Annotated in this window: 18 protein-coding genes; 6 read left to right on the forward strand and 12 right to left on the reverse strand. The window is 74.1% G+C overall.

Annotated features, from left to right (window positions below; all coding sequences use genetic code 11):
• The first annotated feature begins 13 nt into the window (after window positions 1-13).
• Window positions 14-358 carry a DUF2200 domain-containing protein gene (locus BFL37_RS09695; RefSeq protein WP_086514922.1) on the forward strand — a complete coding sequence of 115 codons (345 nt, stop codon included), beginning with the start codon at window positions 14-16 and terminating at the stop codon, window positions 356-358.
• On the opposite strand, the gene BFL37_RS09700 is transcribed toward BFL37_RS09695, so the two are convergent.
• Together BFL37_RS09700 and BFL37_RS09705 are read right to left on the reverse strand one after the other, a co-directional pair.
• Window positions 355-582 carry a DUF2283 domain-containing protein gene (locus BFL37_RS09700; RefSeq protein WP_086514923.1) on the reverse strand — a complete coding sequence of 76 codons (228 nt, stop codon included), beginning with the start codon at window positions 580-582 and terminating at the stop codon, window positions 355-357. The two genes, BFL37_RS09695 and BFL37_RS09700, sit on opposite strands and share 4 nt — an antisense overlap.
• A complete protein-coding gene (locus tag BFL37_RS09705) occupies window positions 582-1157 on the reverse strand; it encodes a TetR family transcriptional regulator (protein WP_086514924.1) in 576 nt (191 codons plus the stop codon). The genes BFL37_RS09700 and BFL37_RS09705 overlap by 1 nt, the downstream gene beginning before the upstream one ends.
• Window positions 1158-1252: 95 nt before the next feature.
• Between BFL37_RS09705 and BFL37_RS09710 the strand changes: the two genes are divergently transcribed.
• The 3 genes from BFL37_RS09710 to BFL37_RS09720 are packed head-to-tail and all read left to right on the forward strand — an operon-like array spanning window position 1253 to window position 3354.
• Complete coding sequence (locus BFL37_RS09710; RefSeq protein WP_086515295.1) at window positions 1253-2386, forward strand: zinc-binding alcohol dehydrogenase family protein; 1134 nt, start codon at window positions 1253-1255, stop codon at window positions 2384-2386.
• A 46-nt stretch (window positions 2387-2432) separates the two neighbouring features.
• Window positions 2433-2732, forward strand: a complete 300-nt coding sequence (locus tag BFL37_RS09715) for a rhodanese-like domain-containing protein (RefSeq protein WP_086514925.1) — start codon at window positions 2433-2435, stop codon at window positions 2730-2732.
• A 37-nt stretch (window positions 2733-2769) separates the two neighbouring features.
• The gene (locus BFL37_RS09720; protein ID WP_086514926.1) at window positions 2770-3354 is read left to right on the forward strand and encodes a YdeI/OmpD-associated family protein; all 585 of its coding nucleotides are present in this window, start codon (window positions 2770-2772) and stop codon (window positions 3352-3354) included.
• Between the two features lie 13 nt (window positions 3355-3367).
• Here the strand turns inward: BFL37_RS09720 and BFL37_RS09725 are convergent, their stop codons facing one another.
• Window positions 3368-4027, reverse strand: a complete 660-nt coding sequence (locus BFL37_RS09725) for an HAD-IA family hydrolase (RefSeq protein ID WP_086514927.1) — start codon at window positions 4025-4027, stop codon at window positions 3368-3370.
• Window positions 4028-4180: 153 nt separating this feature from the next.
• On the opposite strand from BFL37_RS09725, the gene BFL37_RS09730 reads away from it, so the two are divergent.
• Together BFL37_RS09730 and BFL37_RS09735 are read left to right on the forward strand one after the other, a co-directional pair.
• Window positions 4181-4375, forward strand: a complete 195-nt coding sequence (locus tag BFL37_RS09730; protein ID WP_086514928.1) for a hypothetical protein — start codon at window positions 4181-4183, stop codon at window positions 4373-4375.
• Between the two features lie 90 nt (window positions 4376-4465).
• Window positions 4466-5611, forward strand: a complete 1146-nt coding sequence (locus tag BFL37_RS09735) for an FAD-dependent oxidoreductase (protein ID WP_086514929.1) — start codon at window positions 4466-4468, stop codon at window positions 5609-5611.
• 42 nt (window positions 5612-5653) lie between these two features.
• Here the strand turns inward: BFL37_RS09735 and BFL37_RS09740 are convergent, their stop codons facing one another.
• From BFL37_RS09740 to BFL37_RS09780, 9 genes are all read right to left on the reverse strand, one after another.
• A complete protein-coding gene (locus BFL37_RS09740; RefSeq protein ID WP_241533943.1) occupies window positions 5654-6331 on the reverse strand; it encodes a hypothetical protein in 678 nt (225 codons plus the stop codon).
• Between the two features lie 122 nt (window positions 6332-6453).
• On the reverse strand, window positions 6454-7413 hold the full coding sequence (locus BFL37_RS09745; protein ID WP_086514931.1) for an acetylxylan esterase: 960 nt from the start codon (window positions 7411-7413) through the stop codon (window positions 6454-6456).
• A gap of 105 nt (window positions 7414-7518) precedes the next feature.
• Window positions 7519-8178 carry a TetR family transcriptional regulator C-terminal domain-containing protein gene (locus BFL37_RS09750; protein WP_086514932.1) on the reverse strand — a complete coding sequence of 220 codons (660 nt, stop codon included), beginning with the start codon at window positions 8176-8178 and terminating at the stop codon, window positions 7519-7521.
• Window positions 8175-10232: a CocE/NonD family hydrolase gene (locus BFL37_RS09755; protein WP_086514933.1), complete on the reverse strand. Its 2058-nt coding sequence runs from the start codon at window positions 10230-10232 to the stop codon at window positions 8175-8177. Before BFL37_RS09755 ends, BFL37_RS09750 begins: the two co-directional genes overlap by 4 nt.
• Window positions 10229-11977 carry a dipeptide ABC transporter ATP-binding protein gene (locus BFL37_RS09760; protein ID WP_086514934.1) on the reverse strand — a complete coding sequence of 583 codons (1749 nt, stop codon included), beginning with the start codon at window positions 11975-11977 and terminating at the stop codon, window positions 10229-10231. Before BFL37_RS09760 ends, BFL37_RS09755 begins: the two co-directional genes overlap by 4 nt.
• A complete protein-coding gene (locus BFL37_RS09765) occupies window positions 11974-12855 on the reverse strand; it encodes an ABC transporter permease (protein WP_086514935.1) in 882 nt (293 codons plus the stop codon). Before BFL37_RS09765 ends, BFL37_RS09760 begins: the two co-directional genes overlap by 4 nt.
• Entirely contained in the window at window positions 12852-13868 is a 1017-nt protein-coding gene (locus BFL37_RS09770; RefSeq protein WP_086514936.1) for an ABC transporter permease, read from the reverse strand. The genes BFL37_RS09765 and BFL37_RS09770 overlap by 4 nt, the downstream gene beginning before the upstream one ends.
• Window positions 13865-15511 (reverse strand): ABC transporter substrate-binding protein, encoded by a 1647-nt coding sequence (locus tag BFL37_RS09775; RefSeq protein WP_172403787.1) that lies wholly within the window; start codon window positions 15509-15511, stop codon window positions 13865-13867. The genes BFL37_RS09770 and BFL37_RS09775 overlap by 4 nt, the downstream gene beginning before the upstream one ends.
• A 124-nt stretch (window positions 15512-15635) precedes the next feature.
• On the reverse strand, window positions 15636-16103 hold the full coding sequence (locus BFL37_RS09780; RefSeq protein WP_086514937.1) for a VOC family protein: 468 nt from the start codon (window positions 16101-16103) through the stop codon (window positions 15636-15638).
• Between the last annotated feature and the right edge of the window lie 54 nt (window positions 16104-16157).

The following is a 16157-nucleotide window of genomic DNA, read 5'->3' on the forward strand; positions in this document are numbered from 1 at the left end:
CTACGCTCCGACCATGCACCGCATCTTCACGACGCCGTTCGCCGCGGTCTACCCGCTCTACGTGAAGAAGGTCGAGCGCAAGGGGCGCACGCGAGCCGAGGTCGACGAGGTGATCACCTGGCTCACCGGCTTCGGCGCCGCAGAGCTGCAGCACCACCTCGACGCGGAGACCACATTCGAGGACTTCTTCGCGGCGGCCCGCCTCAACCCGCTCGCCGAGGAGGTGCGCGGCGTGATCTGCGGCGTCCGCATCGAGGAGATCGAGGACCCGCTCATGAAGGAGATCCGGATCCTCGACAAGCTCGTCGACGAGATCGCCCGCGGCCGGCCGATGCAGAAGGTGCTGCGCGGCAGCTAGCCGATCCGCTCCGCCTCCGCGAGCACCGCCGCCGGCAGCACGGCGCTCGCGTGCAGCACCTCGATGCCGAGGAGGCGGCCGTCGGCGTCGAAGTCGAGCGCCACCTCCCCGCGGTCGCCGGGCGTCACCAGCGAGTGGATCTGCGACGCCACCTCACCGGGCGCGATCGGGTCGGCCAGCTCGACGTACGCGGCGTCCGCGGCCGCGTCGTACGTGACCCGCATCACGCGCCCTCGCCCATCACCCGGCGGAACGCGTCGAGCGTCTCGCGCAGCACCTCGGCGAGGTCGGTGTCGTTGCCGCCGTCGGAGAGCCAGCGGCCGATCGAGACGCCGAAGACGGTGGCGGTGGCGTGGGCGACGAGCACGGCGGTGAGCGGATCCACGCCGCGCTCCACGAACCCCGCACGCACGGCCTCCTGCATCGCGGCGACTTTCCGCATCTCCCGCTCCTGCAGCCCGGGGTCGGCGCCGATGATGCGCTTGCGGGCGAGCAGCGTCGCGCGCCCCTCCGCGAACTGCGACGCGACGACCTCCGGGAAGCCGTCCTCCACGACCTGGAGCGGCGAGCGGTCGGCCGGCGCCGCCCGGATGATCCGCGTGACGAGCGCGGGCAGCTCGTCCTCCTCCGCGAAGAGCACCTCGCGCTTGTCGGCGAAGTAGCGGAAGAAGGTGCGGGTCGTGAGGCCGGCGCGGGCGGTGATCTCGGGCACGGTCGTCTCCGCGAAGCCCCGTTCGTGGAACAGCTCGAGGGCGGCGGCGGCCAGGCGCTCACGCGTGTCCGGCTGCCATCTGCTCATGCGTCGATCCTAGTGATGACACGACGTGTCATGGCTGTGTATGGTGATGACACGCGATGTCATCGGGCAGCGCGATCCGCAGATCGGAGAACCGCATGCCCACCGAGACCGCCGCCTGGCTCGCCTCGTCCGCCGCCGACCTCACCGTCGGATCCGCGCCGCGGACCGCTCCGCGGGAGGGCGAGGTCGCGATCCGCGTCCGCGCCGTCGCGATCAACCCGCTCGACACCATGAAGCAGCACATGGGCGACCTCATGTACCGCTGGCTGCCGCACCCCGCGGTGCTCGGCGAGGACGTCGCGGGCGTCGTCGACGAGGTCGGCCCGGGCGTCACGCGCTTCGCGCTCCGCGACCGCGTCGTCGCGTACGCGGTGGGCATGGAGAAGGGGCGGCGGCACGCACCCGAGGGAGGCTTCCAGACCCGCGTGATCGTGCGCACCGACCTGGCGTCGCCGATCCCGGACGCGATGCGCTTCGAGGACGCCGCCGTCCTCCCGCTCGGGATCTCCACTGCCGCGTCCGGCCTCTTCGGCGCCGGCCAGCTCCGGCTGCGCACGCCGGACGCGAGCACGCCGCCGACGGGGGAGACCGTGGTGGTCTGGGGCGGATCCACGAGCGTCGGCATGAACGCGATCCAGCTCGCCGTCGCCGCCGGGTACGACGTCGTGACGACCGCGTCGCCGCGCAACCACGACCTCGTGCGCTCGCTCGGGGCGAGCCGCGCGTTCGACTACCGGAGCGCGACGGCCGTCCGGGACATCACGGCGCACCTCGCGGAGGGCGGGCGCCGGGTCGCTGGCGTGCTCGCCATCGGCACCGGATCCGGGGCACCGGCCGTCGACATCGCCATCGCGACGGGCGCGACGCGCGTCAGCATGGCGAGCCCGCCGGTGTCGTTCGAGACCCTGCCGCGCGGCGGGCGCGTCGGCCTGCCGCTCGTGCGCCTCGGGATCCGCATGGGCACGGCCACCCCGGCCCTGATGCTGCGGGCGCGCGTCCGCGGGATCCGCGCGCGCTTCATCTGGGGCAGCGCGCTCATGCACGACGAGGTCGGCCCGATGCTCTGGGAGCGCTTCCTCCCGGCAGCGCTCGCCGAGGGCCGCTACGTCGCGGCGCCCCGGGCCGAGGTGGTCGGCACCGGCCTCGACGCGATCCAGCCGGCGATGGACCGCTTGCGCGAAGGCGTCTCGGCGCGGAAGCTCGTGGTCGCGCTGGACGACCGGGCGTGACCGCCGCGGCTAGCGTGGGGAGCACCGACCACCGAGGAGCACCCGCATGAGCCGCATCACCGTCGACCAGCTCGCCGCCCTGGACTCGCCCGTCCTCATCGACGTGCGCGAGCCCGACGAGTACGCCGCGGGTCACGCGCCGGGCGCCGTGAACCTGCCCATGTCGCAGCTCGACGCCCGCGTCGACGAGGTCCCGACCGACGCGCCCGTGCACGTGATCTGCCAGTCCGGCGGACGCAGCGCCCGGGCGACCGAGGCGCTCGCAGCCAGGGGCGTCGACGCGGTCGACGTCGAGGGCGGCACGAGCGCGTGGATCTCCGCGGGGCACCCGGTCGACCGCAACTGAGCCGGGCCGCGTCGGCGGCGCTCCGTAGCATCGGGGCATGCCCGCCGCCGCGCACGACCTCCTCACCCTCCCCGACCGGGCCGCGTGGCGCGCCTGGCTCGACGCGCACGAGGGGACATCCGACGGCGTGTGGCTGGTGCTCGCGAAGAAGGGCACGACGGATCCGACCTCTCTCACCTACGCCGAGGCGCTCGACGAGGCGCTGTGCAGCGGATGGATCGACGGGCAGACCGCGAGCATCGATGAGCGGATCTTCCGCCGCCGCTTCACCCCGCGGCGGAAGGCGTCGCTGTGGTCGGAGCGAAACATCGGCCTGGTCGCGACGCTCACCGCGGAGGGGCGGATGCGGCCGGCCGGGATCCGCGAGGTCGAGCGCGCGCAGGCCGACGGTCGGTGGGAGCGCGCCTACGCGGGCCAGGCGTCGGCGGCGGAGCCGGAGGACCTGCTGGTCGCGCTCGCCGCCTCGCCCGATGCGGCCGCGACCTTCGCGACGCTGTCCAAGGTCAACCGCTACGCCGTGATCCACCGGGTGACGACGGCGCCGAACGCGACCGTCCTCGCGAACCGGCTCGCGAAGCTCGTCGCCATGCTCGAGCGCGGGGAGGGGCCGCACCCGCAGTGAGCGAGGCGCCGGGTCAGGCGCTGGGCAGCGTCAGCGTCAGGATCCCGTCGCGCACCTCGACCGTCGTGCCGTGGTGGTCGCGGACGCGGGGGAGGCCGACGGTGGTCTCGCTCTCGTGGTCGCCCACGACGACCACGCGCATGCCCGCGGCGAGGCCCGCGCGGATGCCCGCCTCGGCGTCCTCGTAGACGATCGCGTCCGCGGGATCCACGCCCAGGCGCGACGCCGCGAGCAGGTAGCCGTCGGGGTGCGGCTTGCCGTTCTCGACGTCCTCGGCGGTGACCACCACGTCCGGCACGCGGACCCCGGCGCCGGTGAGGCGGGCGCGCGCGAGCTCGAGGCCGGCGCTCGTGACGAGGGCGTGGGATCCGGCGGGCAGCGCGGCCACGAGGTCGCGGGCGCCGGGGATCTCGACCGTGGCGGGGCTGCCGTCGAGCTCCAGCCGGTCGAGCTCGGCGAGGAGCGCGGGCACGTCGCTGCCCGCGGGCGCGAACCGGGCGATGCTGTCGGCGGCGCGCACGCCGTGGATCCGCCGGATCAGCTCCTCGGGGTCGTGCCCGAAGCGCACGGCGAGCATCGTCCAGATCTCCTCCACGAGCGCTGTCGAGTCGACGAGCGTCCCGTCCATGTCGAGGAGGAGCGCGCGGGCGGTGAGCGTGACGGGGGAGGGCATGGGTCCAGTCTCCCGGACGGGTGGCATGCGCGGGCTCCCGGGCCGGCCACGATGGAAGGGGCGCCGCGATGCGGTGCGGGGCGAGCGGGGGCGGCATGGCGGCCGGGAACACGGACGAGGTCGAGTGCGCCAGGGGACTCCTGAGGCGATCCCGTGGGTGACGTGGTCGAGGCGGCGCTCCTCGTGCTGTCGGTCGTCGGCCTCGTCGGCCTGATGGTCTGCTTCGTCTGGATGACGGCCCACGGGATGGTCGACAACCGTCGGCCGACACGGTCCATGCTCCTGACGGGCTTCGCGTGCGCCTTCGTCGGCTGGGGCGCGATGCTGATCCGCGTCTTCCTCTTCTGAGGCCGCCTGCCGCAGTCCTCCACGAGCCGCACCGGTTACGGCCTCCCGCCGGGCCCGGTCTGCCGCCGCAGGCCCCCGTAGCCTGGACGCATGGCGGGATCCACCGGGCGCGGGCGCGCATCGCACCATGTCGTCATCGGCGCGGGGCTCGCGGGGGCGGCCACCGCGTGGCAGCTCGCGAGCCGCGGGCACGAGGTCACGGTGCTGGAGCGCGACCGGCCGGCGAGCATGCTGGGCAGCTCGCACGGATCCGCCCGCATCCTCCGCTACGCCTACGACGACCCCTTCTACGTGCGCCTGATGCGCGACGCCCGCGTGCTCTGGGATCGCCTCGAGCGCACCACGGGCGCGCGGCTCGTGACCCCGACCGGATCCGTCGACTCGGGACTGGTGCGCCGCCCGGCCGAGCTCGCGCGCGTGCTGGAGCGCGTCGGGATCGAGCACGAGCTGATGGGCGCGCGCGAGGCCGAGGGGCGCTGGCCCGAGATGGCCTTCGACTCCGACGTGCTGTTCCACCCGGCCGCGGGCGTGGTCGACGCCGAGGCCGCGGTGCGCACGATGCTCGACCTCGCCGTCGCGCACGGCGCCGTCGTGCACGAGGGCTGGACGGCCGAGCGGGTGGAGCGGGTCGGCGCGGGCTTCGTCGTGACCTCCGACGACGGCCGCCGCGTCGAGGGCGACAGCGTGGTGGTGGGCGCGGGCGCCTGGCTGCCCGAGCTGCTCGGCGGCGCGCTGCCGCTGCCGCGCGCGGCGCTCGACCGCATCCCGCCGCTGCGCGTGCGGCAGGAGCAGGTGTTCCACTTCGCGTACATGGACGGCCCGCCCGCTCGATCGGTGCCGACCTCCATCCACATGGACGAGCGCATGCAGGTCTACGCGCTGCCCGGCGGCCGCGACGTCGAGGGCCGCGGCCACAAGGTCGCCGAGTTCGACGGCGGGCGCGTGATCCCGTCGGCCGCGCACCAGGACGGCGTCGTCGATCCCGCCAACCGCGCCCGTGTCGTCGAGTGGGTGCGCCGCAACCTGCCGGGCGTCGAGCCCGTGCCGTACGCGGAGGCCACGTGCCTCTTCACGAGCACGCCCACAGAGGACTTCGTGATCGACCGGGTGGACGGGATCACGATCGTCTCGCCCTGCTCCGGCCACGGCGCCAAGTTCGCGCCGCTCATCGGCAGCCTCGCGGCGGATGCGGCGACCGGCGAGCGCGTCGAGCCCCGGTTCGCGCTCGCGCCCTGAGCCCTGAGGCCCGCGGTCCGTGCGAGCCGGATCCGGTCTCGCTCAGACCTTCTGCGGTCGACCCCGGCCGGCCGTGCGGGCGCGGGCGCGCCCCTGCAGCCGCGCCTCGGCCACCTCCGCGACGCGTTCCCGATCGGCCGCCAGCCGCGCCACCTCGGCGCGCAGCTCGTCGACGCGGTCGTCGCGCCCCTCCTCGGGGAACGCGCCGGGCAGCAGCTGCGGGGCGAGCCGCGCGCGCACGATCTGCTCGAGCGCCGAGTCGCGCGCGATGACCAGCACCTCGCGGAGCGCCGCCGGGTCGCGCGAGAGGGCACCCAGCCGTTCCACGATCTCCTCCGCGATCTCGGCGCGCAGCCGGAGGCCCGGCACGTCGCCCTCGCGGTAGTCGTCGGGCCGCTTGCCCTTGCCGTCGCGCAGTGCGGCGCGGTCGCGGGCCATGCGCAGCCGCTCGGCCTCGCCGCGCTTCTCGCCGATGAGCTCGGCCAGCTCGCCGCGGAGCGCCTCGATGAGCGACTCCTCGTCGAACGGCCGGCGCTCCCGCAGCGTGCGCAGGATGATGAGGTTCCCCATCTGGATCCGGAGCGCGACGCCGACGAGCAGCAGCGCCTCCTCGACGAGGACCTCCTTCTGCGCCGGATCCGCGGCGACGCGGGCGGCCACGGACGGCGGCGGGGCACCCGGCTTGGAGGACTTCGCGGGGCGGATGCGGGGCCGGGGCATGACGTCCTCCCGGTCCGCTCGCTCCACCGGCGAGGTGATCCCAGGCTACGCGGAACGGCCGACCTCGGGGCGGGTCATGCCCCCGATCAGGGAGCGGATCCGCGTCTCGCCCGCGCCCGCCCTCACCCCATCGTGCGCTTCAGGAACGCGATCGTGCCGAGCTCGTCGTCGATGCCGCCGCCGTCGTGGCCGTTGTACTCCCACTCGATGATCTCCTTCTCGCCCGCGTACGCGTTGAACGCGCCGTAGACGGTGGAGGGCGGGCAGGTCGCGTCCATGAGCCCCACCGAGAAGCGGGCGGGCGCGGTGGCGCGACGCGAGAACGCGACGCCGTCGAAGTACCGCAGCACGGCGTGCACGTCCTCGCCGCGCCCCCGGTGCGTCTTCAGGTAGTCGACGACCTCGTGGTACGGGTACGCGTCGGTGATGTGGGTGGCCCGCTCGATGTCGCAGAGGAACGGCACGTACGCGGAGACCGCGGCGAGGTCGTCGCGGAGGCCGGCGACCGCGAGGGCCATGCCGCCGCCCTGGCTGCCGCCCTGCACGGCGATGCGCGACGGATCCACCACGTCGAGCGACCGGGCGACGTCGACCGCGCGCACGGCGTCGGTGAAGAGGCGGCGGTAGTAGTAGGTGTCGCGCGACGCGATCCCGCGGGTCATGAAGCCGGGGATCGCGGGTCCGGCCTCGCCGTGGTCGGCCGTGTCGCCGGCGCTCCAGTACGAGCCCTGGCCGCGGGTGTCCATCTGCAGGTGCGCGAAGCCGGCGGCCGCGTAGATCAGCGTCTCCTCGGCGCGTCCGCGGCCGCCGCCGTAGCCGACGTACGAGACCACGGTGGGCAGCGGGCCGGTCGCGCCGCGCGGGGTGCGGAGCCAGGCGCGCACGTCGGTGCCGCCGGATCCCGCGAAGGTCACGTCCTGCACGTCGACGAGCGCGAGGTCGGTCTGCACGGGCGCGAGCCGCACGTCGAGGTCGTGGCTCCCGGCCTCGGCGAGCGTGTCGGCCCAGAAGGCGTCGAAGTCCTCGGGGTCGACGTGGCTGCTGACGTGCGCGCGGGCGGCGTCGACGGGTTCGATGAGCATGGATCCTCCGGGAGCGGTGACGACGGGCGGTCGGCGACCGCGCGCCCTCGGGCCGCGTCGCCTCGCTCATCATGCCCGCCCGCGGGTCGGACGGCACGCGCGGGCTCAGCGGAAGAGCGGCGACCCGTCGGAGAGCTCGGCGTCGAGGAAGGTCCAGATCCACTCGAGCGCCCGCGCGTTGTCGAGGCCCGGGACCTTCTGGGAGAGCTGCGTCGCGATCCCGTCGCTGAAGGCCGCGAGCTTGAGCGCGACCTCGGGCGCGTCCACCGCGCGGAACGTGCCGGCCTCGACGCCGCGGCGGATCGTGCGGACGAGGCACGCCTCCCACACGCGGATGCGCTCGAGGCGGTCGGCGGTGAGACCGGGCTGGCGGGCCACGGCGGTCCAGTAGTCCGACCAGAGGCGCCAGTGCGACTCGGCCTCGTCGTCGCCCGTGAACAGCGGCTCGACCAGCAGGCGGATCCCGTGCACCGGATCCGGGTCGGCGTCCACCTCCTCGACGATCGACGCGTAGAACCGGTCGGTCTCGAGCACGACGACCTCGTCGAGGATCTCCGCGACGCTCCCGAAGTGGTACGTCACCGTGCCGACCGAGACGTCGCCCTCGGCCGCGATGTCGCGGAGGCCGGTGGCGGTGAGGCCCTGGCGGAGGATCACGGCGCGGGCGGCCTCGACGATCATCGCCCGCCGGACCTCCGGCTTCTCGCGCTTCCCGCCGCGACGGGCCGCGCCGTCGGTCGCGGTCGCGGTGGTGCCGGCGCTCATGCGGAGGTCCGCGGCACGAGGTCGTCGAACGTGCGGTCGGCGACGAGCACCTCGGGCGCGTCCGGGCCGCCGTCGCGCGCCCAGGCCTTGAGCGTGTTGACCACGCGGAAGGCGTCCGCGTCAGCGGTCACGCGCGAGGTCGTCTCGAGCCGCGCGCGCCAGCCGGGCTTCTCCAGGCCGATGGCCCAGCGCGATTCCGCGACGGCGGACAGCGGGTCGCCCTCGGTGATCCGGTACGTCTCGCGGCTCGACTCGGTGAAGACGAGGCCGTCGGGGTAGATCCGGGATCCGCCGTAGCCGGGGTCCACGTCGAGCGTCCACTCGCCGGTCGCCACGTCGTGGGAGACGCTGCGCTCGGGCAGGCCGGAGTCGTCGGGGATCCGCTGGATGGCGAGCGGCGTCGACTGCACGGCCTCCTCGAAGCGCACGCCGTCGTCCTCCGCGCGCGTCCAGACGGGCAGGGTCACGGTGCTGCGGGAGGGCTCGACGATGAGGGTCGCCTCGCGGGCGTGCGGCCAGATCCACGGCCAGTACGCCGACGACACCGCGATGCGCAGCCGGTGCCCGGCGGGGAAGGAGTGGCCGGTGGCGACGAGCGGGACGCGCACGACCACCTCCTCGCCCGGGACCATGGGGTCGATCCGGGCGCGGTCGACCCGCTTGTTGAGGTTGAGCACGCCGCGCGTCACGAGGGTGGACGCGCCGTCGGGGGCGACGTCGCACAGCCGCACGATCACGTTCGCGTCGGGCAGGTCGCTCGTGACCGCGAGGTCGACCAGCACGTTGCCGAGCACGTCCAGCGGCTCGTCGAGGAGCAGGTCGAAGCAGACGGAGAGGCCGTCCTCGGCGCGCTGGTCCGGCGGCAGGTCGGTGGCGTTGCCGAAGGGGAAGAAGCGGCCGGCGTCGAGGCCCGTGCGCTGGGGGGAGCGGATCACGACGGCGTCGCCCGCGGGGACGGGCCCGTGGAACACGGTCAGCGGCAGCACGGGCTGGGCGGCGACGGACGCCGGCGGCGGCCACGACTCCGCGGCGACCCAGCGGCCGGTGCGCACCGGGTAGCTCGTGGCGGGCGGCTCGGAGTCGCTGAGGAAGGCCCGGAGCGCGGGATCCGCCTCCACCCCGGTGTCGACGCCCTTCAGCCAGCGGTCCCACCAGCGGAGCGTCTCCTGCAGGAAGCCGATCGACGGGCCGGGCGTGAGGCCGCGGTCCGGGTACTGGTGCGACCACGGGCCGACGATGCCCTTGGCCGGGCCGGGCAGGTTCTCCACGAGGCGCAGCACGGCGTCGCGGTACGGATCCGCCCAGCCGCCGACCGCGAGCACCGCCGCGGAGATGTCCGAGTAGTCCTCGCACACGCTGCCGTGGCGCCAGTAGTCGTCGCGCTCCTGGTGCGCGAGCCAGGTGGGCGTCATCGGCTGGTTCGACTCGAGGCGCTCGCGCCAGCGCTCCACCCAGCCGTCGCCCACGACCTCGGGCCGCGGCGGCCGGGAGTTGAACGCGAACATCGTCGCGCCCCACGCGGCCATGTCGATGCCGAGCACCGCGCCGCCCATGTAGTGCACGTCGTCGTCGTACCGGTCGTCGGTGGAGCAGACGGTGACGACGGCCTTCAGGGCCTCGGGCGCGCGGGCCGCGAGCTGCAGGCCGTTGAAGCCGCCCCACGAGATCCCGAAGACGCCGACGGCGCCCGAGCACCAGTCCTGCGCGGCGATCCACTCGATCACGGCGACCCCGTCGTCGAGCTCCTGCGCGGAGTACTCGTCCACGAAGAGGCCGTCGGAGGATCCGGTGCCGCGGATGTCGACGCGGATGGACGCGTAGCCGTGGGCCGCGTACCACGGGTGCCGCTCGCTGTCGCGCGGGGCGGTCCAGTCGTCGAGCCGGTACGGCAGGTACTCGAGGAGGGCCGGGACGGGCTCGTCGGTCGCGGGCGCCCAGATGCGGGCGTGCAGGCGGGCGCCGTCGGGCATCGGGATCCAGACGTCGCGCTGCGACACGCCGGCATCGGCGTCGGCCCCGGTCGTCGGGCTCGTCCCTCGTGCGGCGTCGGTCATCGTGCGTCCTCCCAGTCCCGGATCCGGTGCCCGTCGCCGAGCTCCCTCCACCCTCCACCCGCGGCGTCGCGCCAGGTGGCCGTCACGTCGGCGACGTCCGGCAGCTCGGTGGCGCCGGGCTCGAGCGTCGCCGCGAGCAGCTGGCGCGTGTAGGGGTGGTTCAGCCCCTGGAACACGCGCTCGGTCGGGCCGATCTCCACGATGCGCCCGCCGGTCATCACGGCCACGCGGTCCGCGACGCCGCGCACGACCGCGAGGTCGTGGCTGATGAAGAGGCAGCTCAGTCCCTTGTCGCGCTGCAGGTCGGCGAGCAGCTGGAGGATCTCCGCCTGCACGCGCACGTCGAGCGCCGTCGTGATCTCGTCGGCGATCACGAGCTGCGGGCCCGCGGCCAGCGCGCGGGCGATCCCGACGCGCTGCCGCTGCCCGCCCGAGAGCTGGCTCGGCAGCCGCGACGCGAACTCCGGCGACAGCCCCACCTCGGTGAGGATCTCGCCCACGCGCTCGGCCGAGGCACGGCCCGTGAACAGCTTCAGCGGCCGGGCGATGGCCGCGCCGACGGTACGCCGGGGGTTGAGCGACGTGTCCGCGTTCTGGAACACGAGCTGCACCGCGCGCCGGAGCTCGGGCGATCGGCCGGCGACCGCGGAGGTCAGGTCGCCCGTGACGCCGTCGCCCTGGAAGCGGAACGTGCCCGACTCGGTGGGCACCAGCCCGGCCAGGGCGGTCGCGAGCGTGGTCTTGCCGCTGCCGGACTCGCCGACCACGGCGAGCGTCTCGCGCGGCGCGATGGTGAACGACACGTCGGACACCGCGGGCGGCAGGCCGCGGGCGTACCGGACGACGAGGCCGTCGGCGACGACCATCGGGGTCTCCGCGGCGGGAACGGTGCCCGGAGCGTCCGTGCCGGCGCCGCCCGGGGCTGTGCTCCCCGGGATCGCCGCCAGCAGCTCCCGCGTGTACGGATGCTCGGGCGACGCGAACAGCTCCGCCGTCGGCCGGTGCTCGACGATCACGCCGTCGCGCATCACCGCGATCTCGTCGACCATCGTCGAGACGACGCCGAGGTCGTGGCTGACGAGCAGCACGGCCATGCCGAGCTCGCGGGCGAGGTCGCGGATCAGGGTCAGCACGGCCGCCTGCGTCACGACGTCGAGCGCGGTCGTCGGCTCGTCGAGCACGAGCACCCGGGGGCGCGCGGCGACGGCCATGGCGATCGCGATGCGCTGCTGCTGCCCGCCGGAGAGCTGGTGCGGGTACCGGCGCACGATGGTCGCGGGATCCGGGAGGCGCACGAGGCGGATCAGCTCCAGCACCCGCTCGTCCTCGCTCGGCAGCCCGTGGCTCTCGAGCGCCTCGCGGAGCTGGCGGCCCACGCGCATCGAGGGCGTGAGCGCCTGGCCGGCGTTCTGCGCGACGACCGCCGCGGTGCCGCCGCGGAGCGCCCGCGTCGCGGCGGGCGAGAGGGCGAACACGTCCTCGCCGCCGACCTCCACGGATCCGGCGACGATCCGGGATCCCCGGCGCAGGTGCGCGAGGAGCGTCCGCGCGACCGTGGACTTCCCGCTGCCCGACTCGCCGACGAGCCCGAGCGCGCGCCCGGCGCGGATCTCGAAGCCCACGCCGCGGACCACCGGCACGTCGGCGCTCCCGGCCGCGTAGGAGATCGCCAGGTCGGCGACGCGGACGACCGTGCCGAGCCGCACCTGGCCGGTGAGCGTGTCCTCGAAGCCGCCGGGCGTCATGCCATCCCCCTCTGCGCGCGGTCGACGCCGAGCGACTTGCTGAGCCCGTCGCCGCTGAGGTTGAGGCCGACCACGAGGGTCGCGAGCGCCACGATCGGCGCGAGCGTGCCGAGCGGCACGACCGTGAGGGCGGTGCGGTTCTCCTGCACCATCAGCCCCCAGTCGGGCGTCGGCGGGTTCGCGCCGAAGCCGAGGAACGAGAGCGACGAGATCAGCAGCACGATCCACGACGCGCGCATCGCGTACTCCACGAGCACGACGTCGAGCACGTTCGGCAGGATCTCGCGGAACACGACGCTGAGCGGCCGCTCGCCCCGGGCGCGGGCGGCCGTGACGTAGTCCTGCGTGATCACGGTCCGCGCGGCGCCGCGCACCACGCGGGTCACGGCGGGCGCGTACACGACGGTCACCGCGAGCACGATGACCCAGAGGCCGGATCCGAACACCGTCACCACCACCAGCAGCGCGAGGATCGACGGCACGCTCAGCAGCGCGTCCACGACGCGCATGACGACCTCGTCGAGCCAGCCCTCGGCGTACGCGGTGACGCAGCCGACGACCGTGCCGACCGCGACCGCGATGGTGGTCGCGAGGAAGGTGACGACGAGCGCGTAGCGGCCGCCGTTGAGCGTGCGCGAGAGCACGTCGCGGCCGTACTGGTCGGTGCCGAGCCAGTGCGCCCAGGTCGTGCCGGAGAGCACGTCGTTCGAGTCGGTCGCGACGGGGTCGTGGCCGGCGATCCACGGCGCGAGCACCGCGAGCACGACGTGCACCGTGATGATCGCGAGCCCGACGGTGAGCGCCGTCGATCCCCGCAGCGGGCTCGTCCACGCGCGCAGGCGGCCGCCGCGGCGGGTGGGCAGGGGCGTCGCGGTCATGCGCGGGCCTTCCGTCGGGTGATGGAGCGCGGGGATCGGGCGGGCCGGGTGCGGCGGGCGGTCTGCCTCGTGCGGAGCCGTGGATCCAGCGCGAGGGCGATGAGGTCGGCTGCGAGGTTGCAGACCACGTAGACGCCGGCGCTCAGCAGCGCGATGGCCTGGATGGTCGGCAGGTCGCGGGTGAAGACGGACTCGAGCATGAGCTTCCCCATGCCGGGGTAGTTGAAGACGTTCTCGACGACGACCACGCCGCCGAGCAGCCAGGCGACGTTGAGCGCGACGACGTTGAGCGTCGGCAGCAGCGCGCTCGGCACCGCGTGCCGCCACACCACCTGCCGGGTGGTGAGGCCCTTGAGCTCGGCCGTGGTGACGAACTCGGAGGCCATCACGTCGACGGTCGCCGAGCGCATGGTGCGCACGATGTAGGCGGCCATGGCCAGCGTCAGCACGATCACCGGCAGCCACACCGAGGGCAGCAGCTCGGCGACCGTGGCGTCGGTGCCGCGGAGGACGACGGCGGGGAAGACCGGGATCGTGATGGCGAACAGCAGCACGAGCACCGTGGCGACCATGAACTCGGGCACGCTCATCACGACGAGGCTCACGATGCTGATGACCGAGTCGCTGGTGCGTCCCCGGCGGACGCCCGCGACGACGCCGAGCGCGAGCGACAGCGTCACGCCGACGAGCATCGCCGGCACCGCGATGAGCATGCTGTTGCGGAAGGCGGCGAGGAGCGTCGGCGCGACCGGATCCCCGCTCACGAGCGAGGTGCCGAAGTCGCCGCGCGCGGCGCCCAGCAGCCAGTCGCCGTACCGCAGCCAGACGTTCCGGTCGAGCCCGAGGGACTCGCGGAGCGCGGCGACGGCCTCGGGCGTCGCGTCCTGGCCGAGGAGCTGCTGCGCCACGTCTCCCGGCAGCAGCTGGATCGCGAGGAACACGAACAGGGACGCGAGCACGATCGTGAGGATCGCGGTGCCGAGGCGGCGCAGGACCTGCGCGGTGACGCTCATCGGCGGAACCCGATCGAGAGGTGGTCGAACTCGAAGCCGTATTCGCGGTAGTTCACGACGTCGCGGGAGATGCCCACGAGCCGGTCGCCGAACATGGGCGTCATGTCGGCGCTGTCCTCCACCACGATCCGCTGGGCGTCCTGGTAGAGCATCCGCCGCCGGTCGTCGTCCATCGTGGCGCGGGCGTCGTCGAGGAGCGCGTCGAAGGTCGGGTTCGACCACGCGCTCTCGTTGTAGGAGGAGCCGGTGCGGAAGATCTGGTTGAGCAGCTGGTCGATGGGCCGGCCCGTGAACCAGTAGCTGACCATGAGCGGCTTCTGCATCCAGATCTCCGTGTAGTACGAGTCCGAGGAGGCGTTCGTCACCGTGAGGTCGATGCCCGCCGCCTTCACCTGGTCGCGGTAGGCGACGGCCATGGGCGTGAACACCGACTCGTAGCTCGAGGTGTGGATGGTGGTCCGGAGCCCGGGCACGCCCGCCCTCTGGAGCAGCGCCTTCGCCTGCTCGGGGTCGTAGGCGCGGTCGACGTCGACGAACGCGGCGAGCGACGGCGGCACGGGGTTGTCCCAGCCGGCCGTCCCGGTGCCCTGCAGCGCCGTCGCGAGGACCTGCTCGGGGTCGTAGGCGAGCTTCATGGCCTGGCGCACGAGCGGATCCTGGAACTCGGCGCTCGTGGCGAGCATCGGGATCGTGTACCACTGCGCGTTCTCCACCCGCGCGACCGTGGCGCGGCTCGAGGCGGAGACGACCCGCGCGGTCGCGAAGTCGAGGTTGGTCTGCGAGATCAGGTCGATCTGCCCGGCGAGCAGCGCGTTCACGCGGGCCGTCGTGTCCTGGATGGAGGAGAAGTCGATGCCGTCGAGCACCGGGCGCCCGGCGAAGTGGTCCTCGAAGGCCTCGACGCTGCCGGATCCCGCGGGCTGGAACGACGAGAGGCGGAACGGGCCCGTGCCGATGCCGGTTCGGCCGATCGTCCCGATGGCGTCGGCCGGCACGATGTAGCACTGGTACGCGGTGAGCAGCGAGGGGAACTCCGCGTTGGGGGTCTTCAGCTGGAAGACGAGGGTGTGCGGATCCGGCGCCGACATGCTGCCCGGGTCGAGCATGTCGCCGAGCACGCCGCCCTGCGGGGAGGCCGTGGCGGGATCGATGACGTGCTGGATGGAGGCGATCGCGTCGGCCGCCGTGAAGCGCGTCCCGTCGTGGAACCGCACGTCGCGGCGCAGGCGGAAGGTCCAGATGACGCCGTCGGGCGACGCCGACCACTCCTCGGCCAGGTCGGGGATCGTCTCACCCTGCTCGTCGAGCCTCACGAGCCGGTTGTAGAGGGCGCCGAGGTACTCGTACGCCGACAGCGAGCTCGCGGAGTCGAGGGTCTCGGCGGCGGATGCGGCCGGCCGCGCGACGCGGAGGCGGCCGCCCCGCACGGGCGTGCCGGTCGCTGCTGCCTCCGGGATGGTCGTGCTGCGCGCGCCGGGGGCGCATCCGGTGAGCGCGAGCAGGCCGAGACCCGCGATCCCGGCGGTGCCCGCCAGGACGGCGCGGCGGCTCGGGGTGCGGGGTCGCTCGGGACGGTCGGCGATGCGCAGGGTGCGCGCGCTCGCGCCGGCGAGCGTGGTGCGGGTGGTGACGATCGATGGCATCGGGACGGGCCCTCCTCGTTATCGTTCAGGTGAACGATAGGGGAGATGCGGGCCCCTGGCGAATGCGGGGGCGCGCGCGGACCCGGCGTCCGTGCGCGCCCCGGCCGTCGTGGGCGCTGCGCGATCAGCCCGCGGCGGGCGCCTGCACGTCGAGGATCCAGGTCACGCCGAAGCGGTCGGTGAGCATCCCGAAGCCCGCCGACCAGGCGGATGCCGCGAGCGGCTCGATCACGGTCGCGCCCTCGCCGAGCCCGTTCCACAGGCCCTCGATCTCGTCCAGCGTCTCGCCCCGCACCGACTGGAAGAAGGTGCGGTCGGTGATCGTCGCGCCCTGGGCGCGCGTCGTGGTGCCGGCGATCGCGCTGCCGTCGGCGTCGTCGTGGCCGGGCACGTCGTAGGCCATGAGCCGGAAGCCGTCGGCCGTCTCGAGCCGGCCGAAGACGACCTTGTCCGCGCCGGGGGCCTCGGCCGGCATGCCGAAGTCGGAGTAGGCCGTGACGGCGACCTGCCCGCCGAAGACGCCCTGGTAGAAGTCGAGCGCCTGGCGCGCGGTGCCGCGGAAGTTGAGGTGGGTGGTGGTCGTGATGCTCACGGTGTCTCCTCGTGTGGGTGCGGGCCGGGGATCGGGCCGCTGAGGAGCACTCTC

It is taken from the genome of Clavibacter michiganensis (assembly GCF_002151125.1).
In the GTDB taxonomy this organism is placed as follows: Bacteria; Actinomycetota; Actinomycetes; order Actinomycetales; family Microbacteriaceae; genus Clavibacter; species Clavibacter michiganensis_C.